This is a genomic window from Flavobacterium sp. UGB4466 (genome assembly GCF_903469665.1).
Classification (GTDB): domain Bacteria; phylum Bacteroidota; class Bacteroidia; order Flavobacteriales; family Flavobacteriaceae; genus Flavobacterium; species Flavobacterium lipolyticum.
The window spans coordinates 75,409-98,376 of the sequence record NZ_CAGKLC010000004.1; the positions used below are offsets into that span (position 1 = coordinate 75,409).

Sequence of the window (22,968 nt, forward strand, 5' to 3'; positions counted from 1 at the left end):
TTATATTTGCTTACAAATTTTCTCTAAATGATGCTAAGAACTTTACTCCTATTTATTGTTTTTATCAAATGTTCTTGTGTTTTTGCGCAAGAAATGAATACTAATTCATCTAATAGTATTTTATTAGAAGATAAACATGGTCATCTCATTCAAAATTTGGAAGAGCAAAAACAATTTTTGAAAATTAGAGAGGCAAAGATGAAAGCTGAAATCCTGAATTTAAAAAAAGTAATTTTGAATTCGAAAGGGAGAAATTCGACTTCAAAAACTGCCGCTACTCTTCAAGGAGTAGAAATATGTACAAATGGAGGTTTTGAGCAATATGAAACTATAAACGGAAGCAGTTATCTTAAGAATTTTCTTTATACAATAGGTGATCCTCCCGGTCCAACGCAGTGCCGATCGATTACCAATACTGCCGATTCATACATCAATCGCTATAACCCTAATAATATGAACATTATGGCGACCAGTGTTTCCTCCAATTTGGTTGACCCCTATATAGGAGACATTAAAGCATTTGATCAATATACTCTTAAAATTAATCATGAGAACTCCTCTACCTATGGTTCTATTGTTCAAGGTAAAAGGTTTAAAACAAACAATGAAAATTATCTGAAATTTAACTACAAAGCGGTATTACAAAGTGTGTACGACAATAGCCACACTGATAATCAGGCTTTTGTAAAAGCCCGAATTTTAGATAAAAATAAGACCGTTGTTAGCGAATTTTGTTTGGTAGGAGATGAAAAAAATTGCATTTTCAGTAAGGTTCCGAGTCAAAATTCCGGTTATGTTACTTTATACACTCCCAATTGGCAATCAGGAATACTGGACATTTCATCAATTCCTAATTACGAAGAATTTACCGTTGAGTTTATGGCTTCCAGATGTGGATTGGGAGGACATTTCGGATATATGTATGTTGATGATGTTTGTATCTTACAATCCGCAGAAAACTTACAAGGTTCTATAGAGCTTGATCCTTTAAATAAAGTTTGTCCAACTTTACCAATTTCAGTATGCGGTAGTTATACGATTCCTAATTCCGGAGGAATTTCTGCCTCAGTAAAAAAAATCACTTTAAATGTTTACAACAGTAATAATGTGTCAATTTATAACACATCAACTACTTCAAACCTGGACACAACAAACAAAAAATTTTGTTTTACATTAAAAAGCAGTGATCTTCCAAATATTACAAATGCTAATTATAATGTAGGTGTACAAATAGATTATGATATTTCCGGAACTTCTTGCTCAGGAACCACATTTGATTCTGCTATAGATCCCGATGCAAATCCTGGCTGGGATATTTCTTTTTTGAATTGTTCTTCAAGTTGTACCATTAATGTTACGACAGCCAAAATATCTCAATGTGACGCAAACCGTGATGGAAATGAAAATTTTGATTTATCTAGATTAAATTCTTTAATAGTTCCTTCTACAGCGGGCTTAAATTTCAGTTATTTCAAAAATTACAATGAGGCGGAGTCCAATTTGAATGCTATTACCAATTTTACAAGTTACCCAAGTTCAAGTGCTTCTATTTTTGTTAGAGTCAGCAAGGATGCTACTTGCTACAAAATAATTTCTGCCAATTTAGAGGTAAGAAATCCCACAGCAAATATTACAGGTATCCTAAATGTTTGCTCTGGAAGCACTGTATTAACCGCTTCTCCAGGGGCTTCGTATTTATGGAATACCGGTGGAACTACGCAAAGTATTACCGTAACTTCGTTAGGAAATTACTCTGTTACTGTTACAGATTCTTTTGGATGCTCCAGCAATGCCAATGTTACTATCGAACCAAGTCAAACTGCCGTTTCTCCTACTTTACAGATTACGCAGCCCTCTTGTTTTTCCACTACAGGAACAATAAAAGTAACTTCGACGGCATCACAATATAGTTTTGATGATGGCGTAACCTGGAGCGCAAGCGATACGAAGAGTAATTTATATCCCGGAACCTATTTAGTAAAAATAAAGACCGTGAATGGATGTACTTCTTATTCTCAAAGTGTAATTATTACAGCTGCTTCTACTCTGTATCCAAATTACACTTATATCAATCCTTTATTTTGCGGAGATAAGGGAAGTATTACCATTACAACTCCTGCTGCATACTATAGCTTTGACGATGGTGCAACTTGGGTAAATAATTCTACTGCTAACAATCTTTCACCGGCAAATTATAAAATTCGTACCAAAGATTTACAAGGTTGTATTTCGTCGGCAAACAATGTACTCATCAGCAGCAATACGCTGGAAACTCCCACGTATACAATCGTATTACCCGCTTGTAGTACAAAAGGAAGTATTACCATCAATACTCTTTCTGATTTTTACACTTTTGATGGAGGAACTACATGGGTTACCAATAATACAATGAGTAATTTAAATGCGGGAAGCTATTCTTTAGGAATTAAAAATGCCTTAGGCTGTACTTCCTATTATACTTATGCGTATTTAAATAATTTTAAAGATTCCTATCCTCAATATACAACTGAACAACCTATTTGCGGAGTAGACGGAAGTATTACAATTACTACACCAGCAGATTTGTACAGTTTTGATAATGGAGTAACCTGGACAAGCAATAATGTTAAAATTTTACCTTTTGGAAACTATCAAATAAAAATAAAAAACAGTGCGGGATGTATCAGCTCCGCTAATTATGCTTCTTTAAATCAACCTTATATAAGTTCCCCAATTACTTCCATAGAACACCCAACTTGTGGTGTAAACGGAAAAATTACTATTAACTCATTATCCGATTTTTATAGTTTTGACAATGGTGCGACCTGGACAACTCTTAATTCTAAGTCATTACCTCCTGGTGTTTATACCGTAATTACAAAAAATAATCTTGGCTGTACCTCATATCCAACTGGCGTTTATTTAAACAATCCCAATATAGATCTACCTGATTATACTGTTGTTCAACCTACTTGTACGTCGTCGGGCAGCATTACAATAAATACAGCTGCCAGTTTCTATAGTTTTGATGGAGGTTATACCTGGGGAACTTCTTCTTCCTTATCAAATCTTAATTCTTACAAATTTTACAACCTTACAATAAAAAACAGTTTAGGATGTGTTTCTAACTCCGTAGGTGTTTCAATTAACACCCCAAAGCTCCCTGTTCCGGATTATACAGTTACGAATCCAAGTTGTGGAAATATTGGTAATATTACATTCAACACTACTGCAGATTATTATAGTATCGATGGTGGTGCAAACTGGAGTACCAGTAATGTTTTTAATAATTTAAGCCAGGGGTCTTACAATTTAATTATAAAAAAGAGTAACTGTACATCCAATTCCATTTACATTTATTTGGATCCCTCTAAGCTGGCACAACCTAATTTAACCATCACACAGCCAGGATGCGGTACAAAAGGCAGTATTAAAATTAATACGACTGCCAGCTTTTACAGTATTGACGGGGTAAATTGGGGGACAAATCCTATTTTTTCTGATCTTCCGGCAGGATATTATTTCCCAGCGATTAAAAATGCCGTAGGTTGTATTTCCAGCTCAAACGGGGTATCACTTCAAGAGTTTTTTCTCCCGGCACCCACCTTTAAAACAACACAGCCTACTTGTGGAGTTGGAGGAAGCATAACCTTTACTTCAACTGAAGCACAATACAGCATAGATGGAGGCAGAAACTGGAGTACTAGTCCTGTATTTACTAATCTAAGTCCAAACACTTATTATTTATTAGTAAAAAATGCTACCGGATGCACATCATCGTCTTACGGTGTATATGCCAACTTGCAGCAATATTATTTACCCAATCCAGATTTTACATTAATTCAGCCAACGTGCGGCATTGATGGAAGTATTACTATTGCAACAGTTGCAAGTTCTTATAGTTTTGACAATGGTAATACCTGGACAACTAACCCAACTCTTTCAGGACTTACTTCTGGTTATTACAACATCATGATAAAAAATGCAGCGGGTTGTAAATCTTATGGTTTATCAATAAGTATTGCTCCTTATTATCTTCCTAATCCCAATATAAAAGTAGCACAACCAAGCTGCGGAAATGGAGGAAGCATTACCGTTACAACTCCTGCTGACAATTATAGTTTTGATGGAGGCAGCACTTGGACTACAAATCCAATTTTATTAAATCCTGCAAGCTCGTATTATACTATTCTTATTAAAAATGCAAAAGGTTGTAAATCAAATTCACAATATGTCAACATAAACAAATTTTATCTATCCTCACCAAATATATCTGCTATTCAACCCAACTGTAGTACTACTACGGGAACTATAATAGTAAATACTACTGCAGACCAATATAGCTTTGATGGAGGAATAACCTGGACTACAAGTCCTGTAAAGAAAAATTTAGCAGGCGGCCCCTACAATGTATTAATAAAAAACACTCTAGGCTGTACCTCTAGCCGCAGCTATATCCATATAAATACACCTCCTGCAATTCCTGCTGCACCTGCTGTAACCAAAGTTCAACCTTCTTCCTGCGATGCTACTGATGGCAGCATCACCATAACTACACCAGCTATAAGTTATAGTTTCAATGATGGAAACAGTTGGACAACAAGTCCTACGAAAATAAATGTGGGGGCTGGTACCTATATTATTAAAATCAAAACAAATTCATATAGTTGCGAGTCATCAACAGCTGTTGTCAATTTAAGTGCTGGTCCTGCAATTGCAGCTCCGGTTTTTACTACCACACAGCCAAACTGCAGCTCATCAAAAGGCTCTATTACCATTACAACAAATGCTGCTACTTATAGCTTTGACAACGGATTAACCTATGTTTTTTCTAATACAAAAACAGATCTTCCTCCGGGTATTTATTTCATAAAAATTAAAAATTCAGCAGGTTGTATTTCAGATGCTGCTCCGGTCACGATCTCGCCATTATTACCGCTTGCTGCTCCTGACTTTACAGCAGTTCAACCTACTTGCACCAATTTTACAGGATCAATTACAATTAATACCGTAGCCGATTTTTATAGTTTTGATAACGGAATCACGTTTGGGACCTCCAATACAAAATCTAATCTGTCTGCAGGAACCTATAATTTGATCGTTAAATATAATTCGGGTTGTATTTCTCTTGCCACTGCCATTACTATACAAGCCGCACCTGCAATTCCTGAAGCACCACAAGTTGTAGTCACAAACCCAACTGGCTGTAATCCTACAGGCACTATTACGGTTTCAACGGTTGCAAATCTGTATAGTTTTGACGATGGCCTTACCTGGAACAACAGCAATACTGCCAGTTTATCTCCCGGAAATTATTCTGTTCGAATAAAATACACAAATGGCTGTGAATCTATTCCATATAGAACCACCATCAATGCAGCACCAAATGCTCCCGCAGCTCCAATTTTTACTATTACACAACCTATCACTTGCAGCAATCCATTTGGCTCAATTTTAATTACAAACCCTGCTGATCAATATAGTTTTGACAATGGTAAAACGTATTCAGCCAGTCCAAATTCAGGAAATTTAATCGTCGGAACCTATATGGTTCGTGTTAAAAATAGCATCGGCTGTGAATCTGCTCCAATATCTGCAACCATTAACCGTCCAACAGATTATCCGAACGAACCTGCATTTACAACTATCCAGCCTGATTGCAGTAATCCTAATGGTGCTATTACAATTACCGATGCTGCATCTGAATATAGTTTCGATAATGGTGTTAGCTGGACTACCACTGCAATGAAATCGAATCTTGCTCCCGACACCTATTTTATTAAGGTAAAAAATAATAAGGGCTGTTCTTCAAATGCAACCACAGTTACTATAATTCCTTTTACAAATTTCACTCAAAATCCAGCTTTATCCGGTCCCCAAACATTCTGTATTGAACAAAATGCCACGTTAAATTCAATTACGATCACAGGACAAAATATTAAATGGTATGATGCACCAGTAAACGGAAACACTTTACCAAAAACAACTTTATTAGACAGCAGAATTTATTACGCTACGCAAACATTAAACAATTGCGAAAGCCTAAGATTTCCTGTACCAGTAAAAGTTCAAAACACACCTATACCTAATGCCGATTCTCCTCAACAATTCTGTATTCAGAAAAATGCAAGAATTAGGGATATTAAAATAACAGGGCAAAATATTAAATGGTACGAAACTGCTTCATCTACTATAAGCTTATCTGAAATAACTGAACTTGTAGACGGAATCACGTACTATGCTTCTCAGTCTTTTAGTGGTTGCGAGAGTGACAAAACCCCCGTTACAATCAATATTCTTGGAGCGACAATAGGAGAATGTATCTATTTTGTAGATGAACTTCCTTATCCTAAATTCTTTACCCCAAATAATGATGGCTATAACGATACATGGACTATTGATTTTATCTATTTAGCCCCAAATACCGGAATTAAAATTTTTGACCGTTACGGAAAGTTTATCAAAGAAATACGACCAGACAATCCCTGGGATGGGACATATCTTGGACAACAAGAACCATCTTCAGATTATTGGTTTACTGTTACAAGAATAAATGGAAAAGAAGTTAGAGGACATTTTAGTCTGAAACGATAAAATATGCCATCGCAAAGCTTTATCAATACTAAACTTTGCGATGTTTCTGTTACACTTAAAACTTATGTTCGTCTTTACTAATCATTAAAAAAGAAACCAACGAAATTAGCGCGGCACCAGTCAGATAAAATCCAACATAATTTAAACCGTAAGTACTTGCCAACCAAATGGCGATCATAGGCGCAAACGCCGCACCCAGAATTCCGGCCAAATTAAACGTTAAGGAAGCTCCGGAATAACGGACATTTGTTGGAAATAATTCCGACAGGAAAGTTCCCAAAGGTCCATAAGTGAATCCCATCAGAGCCATTCCCGTACAGGCAAAAGTGGTAATGAGAATGATATTTCCTTTGCTTAAAAAAGAAGAAAACAAAAACCCGAAAAGCGCTATGGCTGTGGTTGCAATAAGTAACATTTTGCGTCGTCCGATCTTATCGGCAACAACTGCCGAAACCGGAATAAAAAGAGCAAAAAACAAAACAGAGAACAGCTGAACCAATAATGCATCTCTTTTGGTAATCCCCAAATCTGAAGTGATCCAGCTTAAAGTAAAAACGGTCATCAGGTAAAAAACCAAAAAGGTGGTAACAGCCGACAATGTTCCAAAAATCAATTGATTTCGATACGACTTAATCAAAGTTAAAAAAGGAACTTTAACTTCTTCCTTTTCTTTTTTAGCGCTTTCAAATGAAGGCGTTTCGGTAATTTTTGTTCGGATATAAAACCCCACAACAACCAAAAACGAACTTGCTATAAATGGAATTCTCCAGCCATAATCCATAAAGTTTTCATTGGTCATCGTGTCTGTAAGAATTAGAAAAGTTCCACCCGAAAGCAGCAATCCAATAGGAGCGCCCAATTGCGGAAACATTCCGTACCACGCACGTTTATCCGGAGGTGCATTTTCGATTGCCAATAAAACAGCACCACCCCATTCGCCTCCTAAACCTACACCTTGCCCAAATCGACACAGCATTAACAATAAAGGAGCAGCAACACCAATACTGGCATAACCGGGTAAAAATCCTATCGTAACCGTTGAAATACCCATCGTTAATAATGCTGCCACCAAAGTAAATTTACGCCCGATTTTATCTCCATAATGTCCAAAAAAAGCGGAACCTAACGGGCGTGATAAAAAAGCAATCGAAAAGGTAGCTAAAGATTCCAGAGTTGCCATAGTCGGGTCTGAACCGGGGAAAAATAGTTGCGGAAAAACCAATACGGCAGCATTGGCATAAATATAGAAATCAAAAAATTCTATGGTGGTACCAATCAAGGAACCAAAGAGAACATGTTTTAAGGAGTTCTTCTGTTTCGGGTTATTTTCCATTCGGCTTTACTATTGTTTTCTTTTAACTATTACTGCAAAAAATAAATCAGCTTCTTCTGCACAACAAATATTTGTTTGCAAAAATAGAATTTCATTATTAATAACACCCATAACCAAACAATACTTTTAAATTACTCTCAGAATTTTAACAAAAACAACAAATCAAACACCCTAATCATTCACAAAACATTTCTTACAATAAAAAAAGAGACAACAAAATCAAAACACTGATTTACAACAACTTAATTCAAAGCGTAAAAATCAAATCTTAAGCATTCGTTAAAAAAGGATTTAAGTACATATTTTGATTAAATTTACAGCTATCAAAAATAAACCTAAAACTATGCCTACCGACTGTATCAGCTATCAAAACTCAGGATATTTCTCTAAATTGATACAAGATTATTTAGATCAAAAACCCGAATTACAATCACTGTACAATCACTTTCCTACGCTTGAAAACTTTGAGAAACAAATCCTTGACAAGCAGGCTAATTTCGACCATGCAAACCGTGTCCCCCTTGTTGAAACGCTAAAAAAGCAATACGAAAACATCAAAATTTCAGATTCGACCAAAGAGAATATCGAGCTTTTAGCACTCCCAAATACTTTTACAATTACAACCGGACACCAGCTAAACCTGTTTAGCGGTCCTTTGTATTTTTTATACAAAATCATTTCGACGATTAATCTCACTACGGAACTGAAATCAAAATATCCTGCTCATAATTTTGTTCCGGTTTATTGGATGGCAACTGAAGATCACGATTTTGAAGAGATTAATTATTTTAATTTTAAAGGAAAAAAATTCCGTTGGAACAAAGAAAGCACCGGTCCGGTTGGAAGACTATCGACAGAAGGTTTAGAAGATTTTTTTGAAATCTACTCCAAAGATTTGGGTTCGAGTACAAATGCCAACTTCTTAAAAAAACTCTTTGAAGAAGCCTATCTGAAGCATGAAAACCTTGCCGATGCCACACGTTTTTTGGCAAACCGCTTGTTCGAATCGTACGGTTTAGTGATTTTAGACGCAGATTCAGCAGATTTAAAACGCGCTTTCATTCCGTATATTAAAGAAGAATTGGAGCAGCAAACGGCTTTCAAAGCGGTTCAGGAAACAATCTCAAAATTTAATGATTACACCATTCAGGTAAATCCTCGTGAAATCAATCTGTTTTACATTGAAGACCAACTCCGTGAGCGAATTATAGTAGAAAAAGACCGATACGTTGTCAACCATACTAAAATATCATTTTCGAAAGAAGAAATTTTCAATCTACTCGAAAGCAATCCCGAAAAATTCAGTCCGAATGTAATCATGCGTCCGTTGTATCAGGAAATTATTCTTCCAAATTTATGCTACATTGGCGGAGGAGGAGAAATTGCTTACTGGCTGGAATTAAAATCTTTTTTTGATGCTGTGAACATTACTTTCCCAATGTTATTGGTTCGTAATTCAGTACTTTTAAGTACCGAAAAACAAGCTAAAAAAGCAGATACACTTGGACTTCACTGGAAAGATTTATTTACTAAACCCACAGATTTAGTAAATGCTATTACACATAAATTATCTGGTTTTCCAATTGATTTAACGCCACAAAAAGAAATGCTGGTCAAACAATTTGAATATCTTTACGAATTAGCACAACAAACTGATAAATCCTTTACGGGAGCTGTAAAAGCTCAGGAAGTAAAGCAAAAGAAAGGCTTAGACAATCTCGAGAAAAGATTATTGAAAGCACAAAAACGAAAACTGGATTCAGAAATACAACGCGTTGTTGATTTACAATGTGAATTGTTTCCCAATCAGAGTTTACAGGAGCGTCAAACCAATTTTTCTGAATTTTATCTGGAAAAAGGAGAAGAATTGATTCCTCTTTTAATACAAAATTTAAAACCTTTAGAAACGAATTTTAATATTATCACGATCTAAAAATAAAAAAGTAATAGTCATCAGAATAAATAACCGCCTCTTCTGAAATTATTGCGGCTCTAACCAAATAGTAACCTTTTAAAAAAAAAATTAACCTATTTACCAAAATTATGACCAGAGAGCGCCTGATATCATTAGATGTCTTTAGAGGATTGACTATTTTATTAATGACTATTGTAAACAACCCGGGAGATTGGGGAAATGTCTACGCCCCGTTACTACACTCCGAATGGCATGGCTGTACGCCAACCGACTTAGTGTTTCCGTTTTTTATTTTCATCATGGGAGTTGCGGTACCCCTGGCAATGCCAACCAAAACCTGGGACAGTACTACCTTCAACAAAATTCTGGTTCGTTCGCTACGCATGCTCGGCCTTGGAATTTTCTTTAATTATTTTGGAAAAATACAGCTTTTTGGCCTTGAAGGAATTCCGCTTCTTATCGGCCGATTGATTATCACTGTAGCAGTTGGCTATGCTTTGATGGGCAATTTCAGTTCGAAAATCAAAAACATACTGGCATTTTCAATTTTGTTTGTTTATCTGTTTCTGGCTTACAGCGGGATCGAAGCCTACCACGATGTGCGATTACCGGGTGTTTTACAACGAATTGCGATTGTATATTTTGTCGTTTCTCTATTGTACTTAAAAACAACTCAAAAAACACAGATCATAACCGGTATTACTTTATTACTGGGCTATTGGGCCATAATGACTTTAATTCCCGTTCCCGGAATCGGAGCGCCTAATTTAGAAAAAGAAACCAACTTAGCTTCCTGGCTCGATGGTGTATTACTGGAAGGACATATGTATCGCGGAACCATAACCTGGGATCCTGAAGGAGTTCTAAGTACCATTCCGTCAATCGTGAACGGAATCATTGGTTTATTGATTGGTCAGATTTTACAGCGTGAAATTACACCAAAACAGAAAGCCGTTAAAATGATAGCTGCAGGTGTTGCCTTAATCATTGGAGGGCTAATCTGGAACGCCTTCTTCCCTATCAACAAATCGCTTTGGACCAGCAGTTATGTCTTATACACTACAGGACTGGCAACTGCTTGTTTAGCATTCCTATATTACATCATTGACATTGCAGCCTACAAAAAGGGTCTAAAATTGTTTTTAATCTGGGGAGTCAATCCAATGATTGTATTTTTCTTCTCTCAGATTATCCCTCAGGCTTTAGTGATGGTTCAGTTTAAGAACCCGCAACATCCAGAAGAACAGATCAATCTTTTAAGTTATTTGTACCAATTCGGTATTGCTCCTTTCTTTAGCAATCCAATGACAGCCTCGTTAGCAGGAGCATTAACTTATGTTGGAATCTGGACTTTTATACTATGGATTTTCTACAAAAACAAACTGATTTTTAAAGTTTAAAAATAAGCTATATCCACTTCGATTACAAGAGACGCAAAAACGCGTCTCTTTTTTTCTTCCTCACATTAAAACAAATTGACAACTCCTATGAGTACTATTTTTCATTTTTCTTTACCAAAACATCATTTGTTAGAGTTTTAATTATGAATTTATTAAAATCAATTCATAAAAAAAGTATACTTTTGCACGAAATTAAAAATAAGCAATAAAATGGCAACAAATAGAACTTTTACAATGATTAAGCCGGATGCAGTTCAAAACGGACACATCGGAAATATCTTAGCAATGATTACTAATGGAGGTTTCAAAATCGTTTCATTAAAATTAACTCAACTTACTGTAGCTGATGCTCAAGCATTCTACGCAGTTCACGCAGAAAGACCTTTCTACGGAGAATTAGTTGAATTCATGTCTCGCGGACCAATTGTTGCTGCAATTTTAGAAAAAGACAATGCAGTAGAAGATTTCAGAACTTTAATTGGAGCTACAAATCCAGCTGAAGCTGCTGAAGGAACTATCCGTAAAGCATACGCTACTTCAATCGGAGAAAACGCAGTACACGGTTCTGACAGCGACGAAAATGCAGCTATCGAAGGTGCATTCCACTTCGCAGGAAGAGAGCAATTCTAATATTTTTAGACTTTCTTAGATTGTTAGATGTTAGACTTCTTAGATCTTAGAAAAGACATAAAAGAAAACCCGTTTCAAATGAAACGGGTTTTCTTTTATAACATCCCAGCCAAAATCAAACATTTAAAAATCTAAGGAGTCTAAGTTAGTCTAAGCCAGTCTAAAAAATCTAACGTAAAACAACTTCTTTCACCACTTCACGGCCTAACTCCTCGTTGATCATTTTTACAATCTTGCTTTTACCATGACTTAATTCTTCACGCAAAACTGCCGATCCTAGCTCGACATACAATGTACTTCCTTTCAGAACAACATTTTTGGTATACGTATTCACGCCATTCCCCATCAACTGCCTCCAGGCCTCTTTTACATCAATCTGGTCCATTCCGGCACCTAACTTATTCACTTGGATAATCTGCTGCAAAACAGCTCCAATCGTGCTTTCACTATTTAGTCTTTTTGCCATCGTTTAATAAATTTACAGGTCCGGTTTTTTTATAATGATATTCTTTATTCTGATCGTTCTTTACTACAAAAGTCTCGTCAGAAATAGAAATCAGTTCTTCGCTCCACTTTGCATAATCTGTTTTATAATCCAGGAAAACCTGATCTCCCTTAAATCGAACCGATACATCTTCAAAAGTATCTGTTGTTAAAAAAGTTCCATCCAGCTGCGCCATCACCTTGGTACGCGTTCCTTTAGTTCCTTTGATATTGAAATAATCGAAATTTTCGTTCATTCCGTAATCTTTGTCCTCACCTTTATCAAAAACTACTTTCTCAATTTCCCAATAACCATTCAGTTTTGCAATATCAGCAGGTTTAATTTCTTGTTTACAGCTTATCAACAAAAGCGATAAAACCAAAATCATAAAAGTGTTTCTCATACTATAATTTTTAAAATTCTACTCTTCTCTTTTCTCCTTGAAAAATCCCGGTCCAAAAAAACAATTAACCGCTATATACCTTCATTTTTACAGTAAATAGTACAAAAAAAACACCGTTTTCCTGTGGACTAAAATTTCTCTTTTCAAAAGAAAGATGAACCTGCAAAGTTAAACTTAAAAACCTCATAAGAAGCAAAAAATCACAAAACCATTTAAACTATTTTATATCTTTCTGGTCAAACCTCAAACCAAAATAAAAAAACATGACCAAAGCTATTTACACCATACTGATTGCTATCCTCTTAACAGGCTGCAGCAAAGATTCGTCTGAGTCAGAACCAATTACAGTTCCCACAGAAAACATGTATTTCCCTCCAGTAACCGGAACAAACTGGGAAACAAAGTCAATCGCTGATCTTAAATGGAATCAGGCTGCTGTTCAGCCACTTTTAGATTATTTGGAACTAAAACATTCCAAATCGTTCATTATACTGGTTAACGGGCGAATTGTTTTAGAGAACTATTTTAACGGGCATTCAGCAACTACCAATTGGTATTGGGCCAGCGCCGGAAAAACATTAACCTCTACTATTACAGGAATTGCCCAACAAGAAAATTTACTGAATATCAATAATAAAGTTTCCCAGTATTTGGGAGAAGGATGGACAAGTGAAACTTTACCCAAAGAAAATTTAATTACCTGTAAACATTTATTGACTATGACCTCAGGGCTCGATGACAGCACAGACGATGTAAATCCTGCTAATCTAGTCTATAAAGCCGACGCCGGAACAAGATGGGCCTATCATAATGTTTATGTAAAACTACAAGATGTTGTTGCAAAAGCAAGCGGACAAAGCTGGGAAAATTATTTCAACACCAAATTAAGAGACAAAATCGGAATGAATGGAAATTGGGTACAAATTGGTGCCAATAGCGTTTACACCAGCACCTCCAGAAGTATGGCGCGTTTTGGACTTTTAATACTGAACAAAGGAAAATGGGAAAATAACACAATACTCAACGAGGCCTATTTCAATGAAGCAACTACAACTTCTCAGAACATCAATTTAGGATACGGTTATTTATGGTGGCTGAACGGAAAAAGTTCTTATCACTTACCACAATCACAACTTACTTTTCAGGGAAGCATAATCCCAAGCGGACCAACCGATATGTTTATGGCTTTAGGTAAAAATGACCAAAAAATATATGTCATACCCGGTAAAAAAATGGTAGTCATCAGAATGGGAGATGCTGCGGACAGTGTTAATCTGGCCTTATCCGATTTTGACAAAACTTTATGGGAGAAGATCAATGCTTTGTATCAGTAACAGAAAAGCTTTAAATAGAAATGCTTTCGAAAACATTACTATTTAAAGCTTGTTATTTTTTTGAAATAATATCTGTGTGCTGCTATTAACGATTAGTTCGCATTCTTTTAAAAACTCCTAAAAAGAATAAAACTATTCCGATTACCAGCAAAGCATAATAAACGGAAAGATTACTATCTTTCAATACATTTGCTAAAACAAAACATATCACACTGGCAAAATAAAAAGCTATCGCTGATATATTTTTTAAAGATTCGAAACCCATTATAAATTATTTAAAAAAACTATCCACAAATTCATATTTATTAAAGACCTGAAGATCTTCAATTCCTTCTCCAACTCCAATGTATTTTACAGGAATCTGAAACTGATCTGAAATACCAATTACCACACCGCCTTTAGCTGTTCCGTCAAGTTTAGTTACAGCAAGAGAAGTCACTTCGGTGGCAGCAGTAAATTGCTTAGCCTGCTCGAAAGCATTTTGCCCTGTAGAACCGTCTAAAACTAAAAGCACATCATGCGGAGCATCTTCTACAACCTTTTGCATGACACGTTTTACTTTTGTAAGCTCATTCATCAAATTGATTTTATTGTGCAAACGTCCGGCTGTATCTATAATCACCACATCGGCATTTTGTGCTACGGCAGATTGCAGTGTGTCAAAAGCAACAGAAGCAGGATCACTACCCATATTTTGTCTCACAATTGGAACATCTACGCGATCTGCCCAAACCTGCAATTGATCGATAGCAGCAGCACGAAAAGTATCGGCAGCTCCTAAAACGACTTTATAACCGGATTTTTTAAACTGATACGCTAATTTACCAATTGTAGTAGTCTTACCTACTCCATTAACACCTACAACCATTAAAACGTATGGTTTTTTATTTTTTGGAATCTCAAATTCCGTTGCTTCGCCTGTATTGGTTTCAGACAATAAAGCACCTATTTCCTCGCGAAGAATCTGATTCAGTTCGTCCGTTCCTAAATATTTATCCGCGGCAACACGTTTCTCGATTCTGGAGATTACTTTCAGCGTTGTGTTTACTCCAACATCAGAAGCTACTAAAATCTCTTCCAGATCATCCAGAACATCATCGTCGACTTTAGATTTTCCCGCGACAGCTTTGCTTAACTTGGAGAAAAAACTAGTTTTTGATTTTTCAAGACCTTTGTCTAAAGTCTCTTTCTTATCAGTAGAGAATAATTTTTTAAAAAAACTCATTTTTTATAGGTTGTTAGTTTTTTAGATTATGGGATAATAAAACCCAAATAATCTTTAATCTTTAAGGAAACTTAAAATTAGTCATGTTTCTTTAAATTTTAGACAAATATAAAAAATAAAAAAGCTACTTCCGAATGAAAGTAGCTTTTCTATATACTGTGATTGTTATTATTTCTTTTTCAAGAACTCATCAACTTCTTCAGGAGCCATAATAGATTCTACGAATGTATATGCACCAGTTTTAGGAGATTTTACCATTTTGATGGCTTTTGATAATCTCTTAGAAGATGTTTGTAACGATGCTACGGTTTTCTTTGCCATGATTCAAATGTTATTTGAAATTTTTAATTTAAATAAAAATCTCTAATTAATTACTTAATTTCTTTATGAACAGTTACACGTTTCAAGATTGGATTAAATTTTTTAATCTCTAATCTGTCCGGAGTATTTTTCTTGTTCTTAGTTGTTATGTATCTTGAAGTACCTGCAACACCAGAAGTCTTGTGTTCAGTACATTCTAAAATCACCTGGATTCTATTACCTTTCTTTGCCATCTTGCTATATATTTATTTAGGAAAAGATTATTTGATAAATCCTTCTGACTGTGCTTTTTTCAAAACAGCAGTGATTCCATTTTTATTAATTGTTTTTATCGTAGATGCTGCTACTCTAAGAGTAATCCATCTATCTTCTTCTGGAAGATAAAAACGCTTTTTAACTAAGTTTACAGAAAACTTTCTCTTAGTTTTGTTCATAGCGTGAGAAACGTTATTTCCTACCATCGCTCTTTTACCTGTAAGGTCACAAACTCTTGACATTATACTTTACTTTTATCGTTATTCAAAATCAGGGTGCAAAGAAAAGAAAAATAAACCATTGTAGCAAAAAATTATTGCACAATTTTTAAAATTTCTTTCTTCAAAATTTCTAAACTCTTATTCACTGCTCTATCTATCACTTTTTCACGGGGTTGACCAAAGTTGAATTCTTCTACGATTATACCCTCCGGAGTTGCTAAAGCGATAAAAACAGCTCCAATTTCAGCTTCAGAGTCTCCTTTTGTCGGTCCGGCGTTTCCGGTTGTCGCAATTGCATAATCTGTTTTCAGCATCTCCTTCACATTCAAAGCCATAGCCGACGCAACCTCAGCACTTACTACCGAAAACTTGTCAATCAAATCCTGTGAAACCCCAAGAACATTGACCTTCGCCTCTGTTGCATAGGAAACCACACTACCCTTAAAATAAGCAGAAGCTCCCGGAATTGCCGACAAAATGGAGGCAATTTTTCCTCCGGTAAAACTTTCGGCAGTTGAGATCGTTTTATTTTGTTTGGTTAAGATCTTACCCACTACCGTTTCAATAGTTTCGTTATCCTCATATCCCACTATAATATCATGAATTATAGCATCTAAAGATTTTACATTTTCTTCAATTGCAGCTTCAAGCTCTTCTTTATTGGTTCCTCTGGCCGACAAACGCAAACGCACTCGCCCGGGATTGGGCAGATAGGCCAACTTGATAAATTCCGGCAGATTATTCTCCCAATCTTCAATACGTTCTGCAACTAAACTCTCGCCCTGACCATAAGTCAAAATTGTCTTATGAATGATATACGGACGTTTGTACTCGCGAATTATTTTAGGAATTATTTCTTCTTCGACTAAATACTTCATTTCATACGGAACTCCCGGAAGCGAAACAAAAACAGTATTTTCTTTCTTCATCCACATGCCCGGAGCCGTACCCACTTTGTTGTGCAAAACGGTACATTTGGAAGGAACCAGAGCCTGATCTTTATTCAACTGCGAAATTGGGCGTTTGTAAAAACCTTCAATTAACTCCGTCACGTGAGCCAAAACTTTAGCATCCACCACCAGCTCATCCTCAAAATACTCGCAAAATGTTTTTCTTGTGACGTCGTCTTTTGTAGGCCCCAAACCACCGGTTACAATAACCAGATCAACTTTGTTCTGCAATTGGGCAAATGTGTCTAAAATATGTTTTTTATCGTCACTTATCGAAATCATTTCATGAACTTCGACACCAATGCGATCCAGTGATTTTGCAATAAAACCCGAGTTAGTATCTACAATCTGACCTATTAAAATTTCATCTCCAATAGTAATAATGCTTGCTTTCATAGCTGTGAATTATTTTTACTTATCGTAAGTCCAATTATTATAATAAAGAATATTGTTGTCGTGATTTTATACGAATGCCAGACATGGCTTGCTTTTGCAAAAAAAAAGAATCAGATCAAAGATTTACAGATCAAAGTCTTTTTTAATCTCTTTGATAGCTTCTTTTACCTGTAACTTAATACTCTTAAAAGTTTCGATAATTTCTTTTTTCTTGCCTTCGGCTTTGGTCCATGCTTCTACCTGAAGAATTTCCTCAAAAGCAACATTCAACCCCATTAAGTCCAATGTAGGTTTTATTTTATGTGCATAAGAATAGGCATACTTATGATCCTTCTTTTTAATCCCTTCCTTGATTTGTTTTAAATCTTCAGGAACTTCAGTAACAAACAATTTAAGAATTTCATTTACAAATTCCGGATCATTGTCTGAAAGTGCATATACTTTCGAAAGGTTGTATTTTAAAGCCATTACTTTACTTGTATTCTGAATAATTTTTTATCTTCTAAAAAGCCTTCTAAAACGTCATTCGGCTTAACCGCAGCAACACCTTCCGGTGTTCCTGTAAAAATAATATCTCCAATTTTTAATGTAAAAAACTGCGATACATACGAAACAAGCTCATCAATTTTCCAAAGCATGAAACTCGTATTTCCTTTTTGAACGGTTTCAGAATTTTTCGTCAGCTCAAATGTAAGATTTTCCATCGAAACAAAATCACTCTTTGGTAAAAACTCTCCAATAACCGCAGAGCCATCAAAAGCTTTTGCTTTTTCCCAAGGCAATCCTTTCGCCTTTAATTTTTCCTGTAAATCTCTGGCTGTAAAGTCAATCCCAACACTAATTTCGTCATAGTACTTGTGTGCAAATTTAGGTTCGATGTATTTTCCAACCTTACTAATTTTAACAATTACTTCTAATTCGTGATGAATTTCTTCAGAAAATTCGGGGATTACGAACGGATGCTGTTTCAATAAAACTGCCGAATCCGGTTTCATAAAGACTACCGGTTCTGCAGGACGCTCGTTTTTTAGCTCTTCAATGTGATTGGTATAATTTCTACCGATACAGATGATTTTCATTTTTCTATAGATTCTAAGACTCTAAGCCACTAAGACTCTAAGAAACTATGCAAAAAACTTAGCACCTCAGAACCTTAGCGACTCAGAACCTTATTTCGTATTTAATTTTCTTAATTTTATAGCCGTAAGTACTTTTTTGGTATACAAAGGAAAATCGGCATTTTGAATCCAGCTGAAATAGCCAGGTTCACTTTCTAAGACTTTATCTACTTTAGCACCTTTGTGTTTTCCGAAAGTAAAAATTTCTTCGTTGTCTTTATCAAAAGCAATCATTCCGGCAAAATCGGCGATTTTTTTACGGGTGGTAAATTCAGACAACGATTTCATATCGTTTTCCAATTCCGGATAACGGTCTAATTGTGCTTTTAGGATTTCATAGGTCGCCATTGTATCGGCTTCTGCAGAATGTGCATTCTCCAGACTCTTTCCGCAATAGAATTTCAATGCAGCACTTAAAGTACGCTCTTCCATTTTATGAAAAATCGTTTGTACATCTACCGAAACTTTGTTCTTCATATCAAAATCAACTCCGGCACGCAGCAATTCTTCTGCTAACAACGGAATATCGAACCGATCTGAATTAAAACCACCCAAATCACTGTCTTTAATCATATTGTAAACCTGTGGTGCCAATTCTGAAAAAGTAGGTTCATTTGCTACTTTCTCATCCGTGATACCGTGAACAGCAGTTGTTTGCGGCGGAATTGGAATCGTAGGATTCACTAACCAGGTTTTACTTTCTTTATTTCCGTTTGGAAAAACTTTGAATATCGAAATTTCTACAATTCGATCTTTACCGATATCAATTCCGGTTGTTTCAAGATCAAAAAAGCAAATTGGTTTGTTGAGTTTGAGTTCCATTTTTAATTTTTATAAGATTACAAATGTAATTTTTAAAGCCGAAATTCCTCTTCTATTCCCGACTTTTTTAAACAAAAAGGGGCGTAATTCCGCGATTTTAACTTTTAAATAGGTTCGCAAAGTCGGCTAATGTTTGTTTTCTTAACCTTTTCTTACAAAACAAAAAACCCGGGAATTTATACAAATTCCCGGGTTTAACTTATTTTTAAAACAGAATTTAAAAATCTCTGTTCACATCAAAAGCTTCTAAATATTCAGCAACTCTTTTCACAAAACTTCCTCCCAGAGCACCGTCTACTACTCTATGGTCGTAAGAATGTGATAAGAACATTTTTTGACGGATTCCGATAAAATCTCCTTCCGGAGTTTCGATAACCGCAGGCACTTTACGAATAGCTCCCAAAGCCAGGATTCCAACTTGTGGCTGATTGATAATTGGAGTTCCGAAAACACTTCCGAAAGTTCCAACATTAGTCACCGTATAAGTTCCGCCTTGTGTATCGTCCGGTTTCAATTTTCCGGCTTTTGCACGGTTACCTAAATCGTTCACCGCTTTAGCCATTCCAACCAAATTCAGCTGATCGGCATTTTTAATTACCGGAACAATTAAGTTTCCGTTTGGTAAAGCTGCCGCCATACCTAAATTTATATTTTTCTTTTTGATGATGTATTCGCCATCAACAGAAATATTCATACCAGGGAAATCTTTTAAAGCTTTAGCCACTGCTTCCATCATAATTGGAGTAAACGTAAGCTTCTCGCCTTCTCTCTTCTCAAAAGCGCTTTTTACTTTATCTCTCCATTTTACAATGTTAGTTACGTCTACTTCAATAAACGATTGTACGTGTGCCGAAGTTTGTACCGAAGCTACCATGTAACCTGAAATCAGCTTACGCATTCTGTCCATTTCAACAATTTCATCACCTCCGTTTACAGATACCGGAACGGCTTGCTGGCTTTTTTGAACCGGAGCTGCAGGCTGAACTGCTTTTGGAGCTTCGACAACTGCTTGCGGAGCCTGAGCACCCGATTTACGAGCTTCAATATATTTTAAAATATCTTCTTTTGTTACGCGGCCGTCTTTGCCTGAACCTGCAATACGCTCTAATTCAGCTACAGAAACACCCTCTTCTTTAGCAATATTTTTTACTAATGGAGAAAAGAATTTATCCGATCCTGAAAAATCCTGCGGTGCAGCTACAGCATCTTTAGCAACTTCGATAGTTTTTTCGATTTCAGTAACTTCTGCCGGAGCAGCAGTCTCTACTGCCTTAACAGCCGGTGCATCACCTTCTGTTTCAATAATTGCAATAGTTTGTCCTACCTGAACCAAATCGTCTTTACCGAACAATTGCTCAATCAAAACTCCTGATACCTCGCTTGGTACTTCACTGTCAACCTTATCCGTTGCAATTTCCAGTACTGCTTCATCAGCTTCAATTTTGTCTCCAACTTCTTTCAACCAGTTTGTAATAGTTGCTTCAGCGACACTTTCTCCCATTTTAGGAAGTTTCAATTCAAATCTTGCCATATTGTTAATCTAAAAGGTGATTTTGATTTTCAGATTGCGAAATTACTGAATATTTTGAATATAAATTACACTTAATATAATTTTTTACTCGATTTTTACGATTTGCCCCCTGTCATTCCGTGAATTACTCCCAATAATAAAATTTGTATTTTTGGGGAAAATCTTAAAAGTAATGTTCTTATCTTTAAGAGTTTCTATGATTTTGATACATTTTTTGAATGAAACATACTGATTATCCAAAATAATCTCAACTCTTTTACCCTCAAAAAGCTGGCACGAATTTACCATTTTTTCTTTTTTGAAATCTAAAAAGCGGACTTTATTTTTTAGAATTTCAGGTAATTTTTCAGACAAAATTCGATTTGAAGAGTAAAAAAGGACTCTTTCAGGTAAGGGTTTTGATTTTGTTTTTCCCTCAAACATTTTTACAAATGAAAAGAACCAAATACCAATTTGAATGAAAAATTCAAAAAACCATGATTTTCTGAAATGCTTCTGATAGAAAAAATTCATCGCCTCCTGGAAACGTTTCATGTATTTTTCGTCTTTTACCGTACTTTCTCCTTTATAATGCAAAACGGTCGTTTCGTGAAAATAGTAATTGGATTTCTTTTTTTGCAGTGCACGATACGACAAGTCAATATCATCTGCATACATGAAACATTTTTCGTCAAAACCTTCTAATTCAATGTACAAATCACGCGTCATTAACATGAAGGCTCCCACTAAAACATCAACTGTCCCGCTTTCATTTGTTCCTAAATGCTGGGCATAATACTGATTAAACAATTTCCAATTTGGAAAGATCTTATACAGTCCGAAAATTTTGGTAAAAGCTACCCAGGGAGTTGGAATTCCGCGTTTGCTTTCGGGCAAAAAAGCTCCGGTACCATCGATTAGTTTACAACCTACAATCCCTAAATTGACTTGTCTGTCAGCGAAATTCAAAATTTTCTTAAACGTATTTTCAGCAACAACCGTATCGGGATTCAGAATGCAAACGTACTTTCCACGAGCCTCCGCCACTCCAATATTGTTCCCTTTTGGAAAACCATAGTTGGTATCATTCTGAATTAGTTTTACTCCCGGAAACTTCGTTTTCATCATCAAACAACTCTCGTCTGATGAATTATTATCAACCACAATGATTTCAGCATCAAGTGACGAAATAGCTTCCTGAACACTTAAAACACATTGTTCCAGAAAGTAACGTACATTATAATTGAGAATAATAACCGATAATTGCATGAAAAATAACGAAATAGATTTTTTGGAAAGTTATAAATTTTCAGCCAATCCTGATGATAATGATCAGTCGTTTTTTACGAACATCAAAATAGGCTATCAAACTTCTAACTCGAAAAACTAAAAACAGGGTGAAAAAGTAATCTGAAATATTCCCACTGAATCCGAAAGAAAAACAGCAACGCAATTCAAAAAAGTATATTTTTGATTAAAAACTTCTGTATGGAAATCAAAACTCCAATTAAAGTTCCTTCTTTACTCGTGCTAACAAGTATCGTTTTTCTATTAACTGCCTTTACCCTTTTTAAAAGTCCAAAAGCAAATTTAGTTCAAACTTCTACTTGGTATATTGCCGGCCCTGCTGTTGAGAGTCAGGAAACCATAAACCAGGTTCGGCAAGAAAAAAGGATTGTAAAAGTCACGGCAAAAGACAATCCATCGGGTGAAATTGAACTGAACGTCCTGATTACTCCTTCTGATTCTAATGACGGTGCTCCGACCAATTTATCAGATGCTTCTAAATTTGTGAGCATTACGTATAAATCTTCTCAGCTCATCAAACTTCAGGCGCGTGAAGGAAACGAAGAAGGAACCGGCTGTATACATGGCGGTTCTCACCCTAGAGTTGATTTACCTGCTTCTCCTAATAAATTCAAAACAATCAAAATTAAATGGACAGCTTTCAGACAGGATGGTCTTCCAAACGGAAAACTTCTGAACATTCATAATTTATGCAAATTCAATTTTGTGAATTACCATCCGGTTTCAGGAGCTTTTTTAGAAATAAAATCAGTTACTCTTTAATTTAAAAA

Annotated in this window: 20 protein-coding genes; 7 read left to right on the plus strand and 13 right to left on the minus strand. The window is 35.8% G+C overall.

Translation table 11 applies throughout. The features are described from left to right. The first annotated feature begins 93 nt into the window (after positions 1 to 93). Entirely contained in the window at positions 94 to 6,573 is a 6,480-nt protein-coding gene (locus JO950_RS02190) for a T9SS type B sorting domain-containing protein (protein ID WP_202700862.1), read from the plus strand. 55 nt (positions 6,574 to 6,628) lie between these two features. Here JO950_RS02190 and JO950_RS02195 read toward each other — a convergent pair whose 3' ends face one another. Beyond that, positions 6,629 to 7,906 carry an MFS transporter gene (locus tag JO950_RS02195; protein ID WP_202700863.1) on the minus strand — a complete coding sequence of 426 codons (1,278 nt, stop codon included), beginning with the start codon at positions 7,904 to 7,906 and terminating at the stop codon, positions 6,629 to 6,631. Between the two features lie 343 nt (positions 7,907 to 8,249). On the opposite strand from JO950_RS02195, the gene bshC reads away from it, so the two are divergent. The 3 genes from bshC to JO950_RS02210 all read left to right on the plus strand — a co-directional run bounded on the left by bshC (position 8,250) and on the right by JO950_RS02210 (position 11,851). Further along, a complete protein-coding gene (gene bshC / locus JO950_RS02200) occupies positions 8,250 to 9,839 on the plus strand; it encodes a bacillithiol biosynthesis cysteine-adding enzyme BshC (RefSeq protein WP_202700864.1) in 1,590 nt (529 codons plus the stop codon). 110 nt (positions 9,840 to 9,949) lie between these two features. After that, positions 9,950 to 11,221 carry an acyltransferase family protein gene (locus tag JO950_RS02205; RefSeq protein WP_202700865.1) on the plus strand — a complete coding sequence of 424 codons (1,272 nt, stop codon included), beginning with the start codon at positions 9,950 to 9,952 and terminating at the stop codon, positions 11,219 to 11,221. A 210-nt stretch (positions 11,222 to 11,431) separates the two neighbouring features. After that, the gene (locus JO950_RS02210; RefSeq protein ID WP_017495185.1) at positions 11,432 to 11,851 is read left to right on the plus strand and encodes a nucleoside-diphosphate kinase; all 420 of its coding nucleotides are present in this window, start codon (positions 11,432 to 11,434) and stop codon (positions 11,849 to 11,851) included. Positions 11,852 to 12,020: 169 nt separating this feature from the next. Here JO950_RS02210 and JO950_RS02215 read toward each other — a convergent pair whose 3' ends face one another. After that, complete coding sequence (locus tag JO950_RS02215; protein WP_017495184.1) at positions 12,021 to 12,317, minus strand: DUF721 domain-containing protein; 297 nt, start codon at positions 12,315 to 12,317, stop codon at positions 12,021 to 12,023. Further along, on the minus strand, positions 12,298 to 12,738 hold the full coding sequence (locus JO950_RS02220) for a hypothetical protein (RefSeq protein ID WP_202700866.1): 441 nt from the start codon (positions 12,736 to 12,738) through the stop codon (positions 12,298 to 12,300). Before JO950_RS02220 ends, JO950_RS02215 begins: the two co-directional genes overlap by 20 nt. A 263-nt stretch (positions 12,739 to 13,001) precedes the next feature. Between JO950_RS02220 and JO950_RS02225 the strand changes: the two genes are divergently transcribed. Continuing rightward, entirely contained in the window at positions 13,002 to 14,072 is a 1,071-nt protein-coding gene (locus JO950_RS02225) for a serine hydrolase (protein ID WP_202700867.1), read from the plus strand. A gap of 271 nt (positions 14,073 to 14,343) precedes the next feature. Here the strand turns inward: JO950_RS02225 and ftsY are convergent, their stop codons facing one another. From ftsY to JO950_RS02275, 10 genes are all read right to left on the minus strand, one after another. Further along, a complete protein-coding gene (gene ftsY, locus JO950_RS02230) occupies positions 14,344 to 15,297 on the minus strand; it encodes a signal recognition particle-docking protein FtsY (RefSeq protein WP_017495180.1) in 954 nt (317 codons plus the stop codon). A 168-nt stretch (positions 15,298 to 15,465) separates the two neighbouring features. Continuing rightward, positions 15,466 to 15,618, minus strand: a complete 153-nt coding sequence (locus JO950_RS02235) for a DUF4295 domain-containing protein (protein ID WP_008468081.1) — start codon at positions 15,616 to 15,618, stop codon at positions 15,466 to 15,468. A 50-nt stretch (positions 15,619 to 15,668) separates the two neighbouring features. Beyond that, positions 15,669 to 15,851 carry a 50S ribosomal protein L33 gene (rpmG, locus tag JO950_RS02240; protein WP_017495179.1) on the minus strand — a complete coding sequence of 61 codons (183 nt, stop codon included), beginning with the start codon at positions 15,849 to 15,851 and terminating at the stop codon, positions 15,669 to 15,671. Between the two features lie 27 nt (positions 15,852 to 15,878). Beyond that, a complete protein-coding gene (rpmB, locus tag JO950_RS02245) occupies positions 15,879 to 16,115 on the minus strand; it encodes a 50S ribosomal protein L28 (protein ID WP_008468080.1) in 237 nt (78 codons plus the stop codon). A gap of 71 nt (positions 16,116 to 16,186) precedes the next feature. Then, positions 16,187 to 17,440: a CinA family nicotinamide mononucleotide deamidase-related protein gene (locus JO950_RS02250; protein WP_202700868.1), complete on the minus strand. Its 1,254-nt coding sequence runs from the start codon at positions 17,438 to 17,440 to the stop codon at positions 16,187 to 16,189. Between the two features lie 123 nt (positions 17,441 to 17,563). After that, positions 17,564 to 17,908, minus strand: a complete 345-nt coding sequence (locus tag JO950_RS02255; protein WP_140505522.1) for an Hpt domain-containing protein — start codon at positions 17,906 to 17,908, stop codon at positions 17,564 to 17,566. Then, the gene (locus tag JO950_RS02260) at positions 17,908 to 18,519 is read right to left on the minus strand and encodes a fumarylacetoacetate hydrolase family protein (protein ID WP_202700869.1); all 612 of its coding nucleotides are present in this window, start codon (positions 18,517 to 18,519) and stop codon (positions 17,908 to 17,910) included. The genes JO950_RS02255 and JO950_RS02260 overlap by 1 nt, the downstream gene beginning before the upstream one ends. Positions 18,520 to 18,609: 90 nt before the next feature. Next, the gene (locus JO950_RS02265) at positions 18,610 to 19,380 is read right to left on the minus strand and encodes a 3'-5' exonuclease (RefSeq protein WP_202700870.1); all 771 of its coding nucleotides are present in this window, start codon (positions 19,378 to 19,380) and stop codon (positions 18,610 to 18,612) included. Positions 19,381 to 19,597: 217 nt separating this feature from the next. After that, positions 19,598 to 20,911, minus strand: a complete 1,314-nt coding sequence (locus JO950_RS02270) for a dihydrolipoamide acetyltransferase family protein (RefSeq protein WP_202700871.1) — start codon at positions 20,909 to 20,911, stop codon at positions 19,598 to 19,600. An 84-nt stretch (positions 20,912 to 20,995) separates the two neighbouring features. Next, entirely contained in the window at positions 20,996 to 22,159 is a 1,164-nt protein-coding gene (locus tag JO950_RS02275) for a glycosyltransferase family 2 protein (RefSeq protein WP_202700872.1), read from the minus strand. Here JO950_RS02275 and JO950_RS22425 point away from each other — a divergent pair. After that, a complete protein-coding gene (locus JO950_RS22425) occupies positions 22,158 to 22,280 on the plus strand; it encodes a hypothetical protein (RefSeq protein WP_255567602.1) in 123 nt (40 codons plus the stop codon). The genes JO950_RS02275 and JO950_RS22425 overlap by 2 nt on opposite strands. Before the next feature lie 98 nt (positions 22,281 to 22,378). Next, the gene (locus JO950_RS02280; protein ID WP_202700873.1) at positions 22,379 to 22,960 is read left to right on the plus strand and encodes a hypothetical protein; all 582 of its coding nucleotides are present in this window, start codon (positions 22,379 to 22,381) and stop codon (positions 22,958 to 22,960) included. Positions 22,961 to 22,968 lie beyond the last annotated feature (8 nt).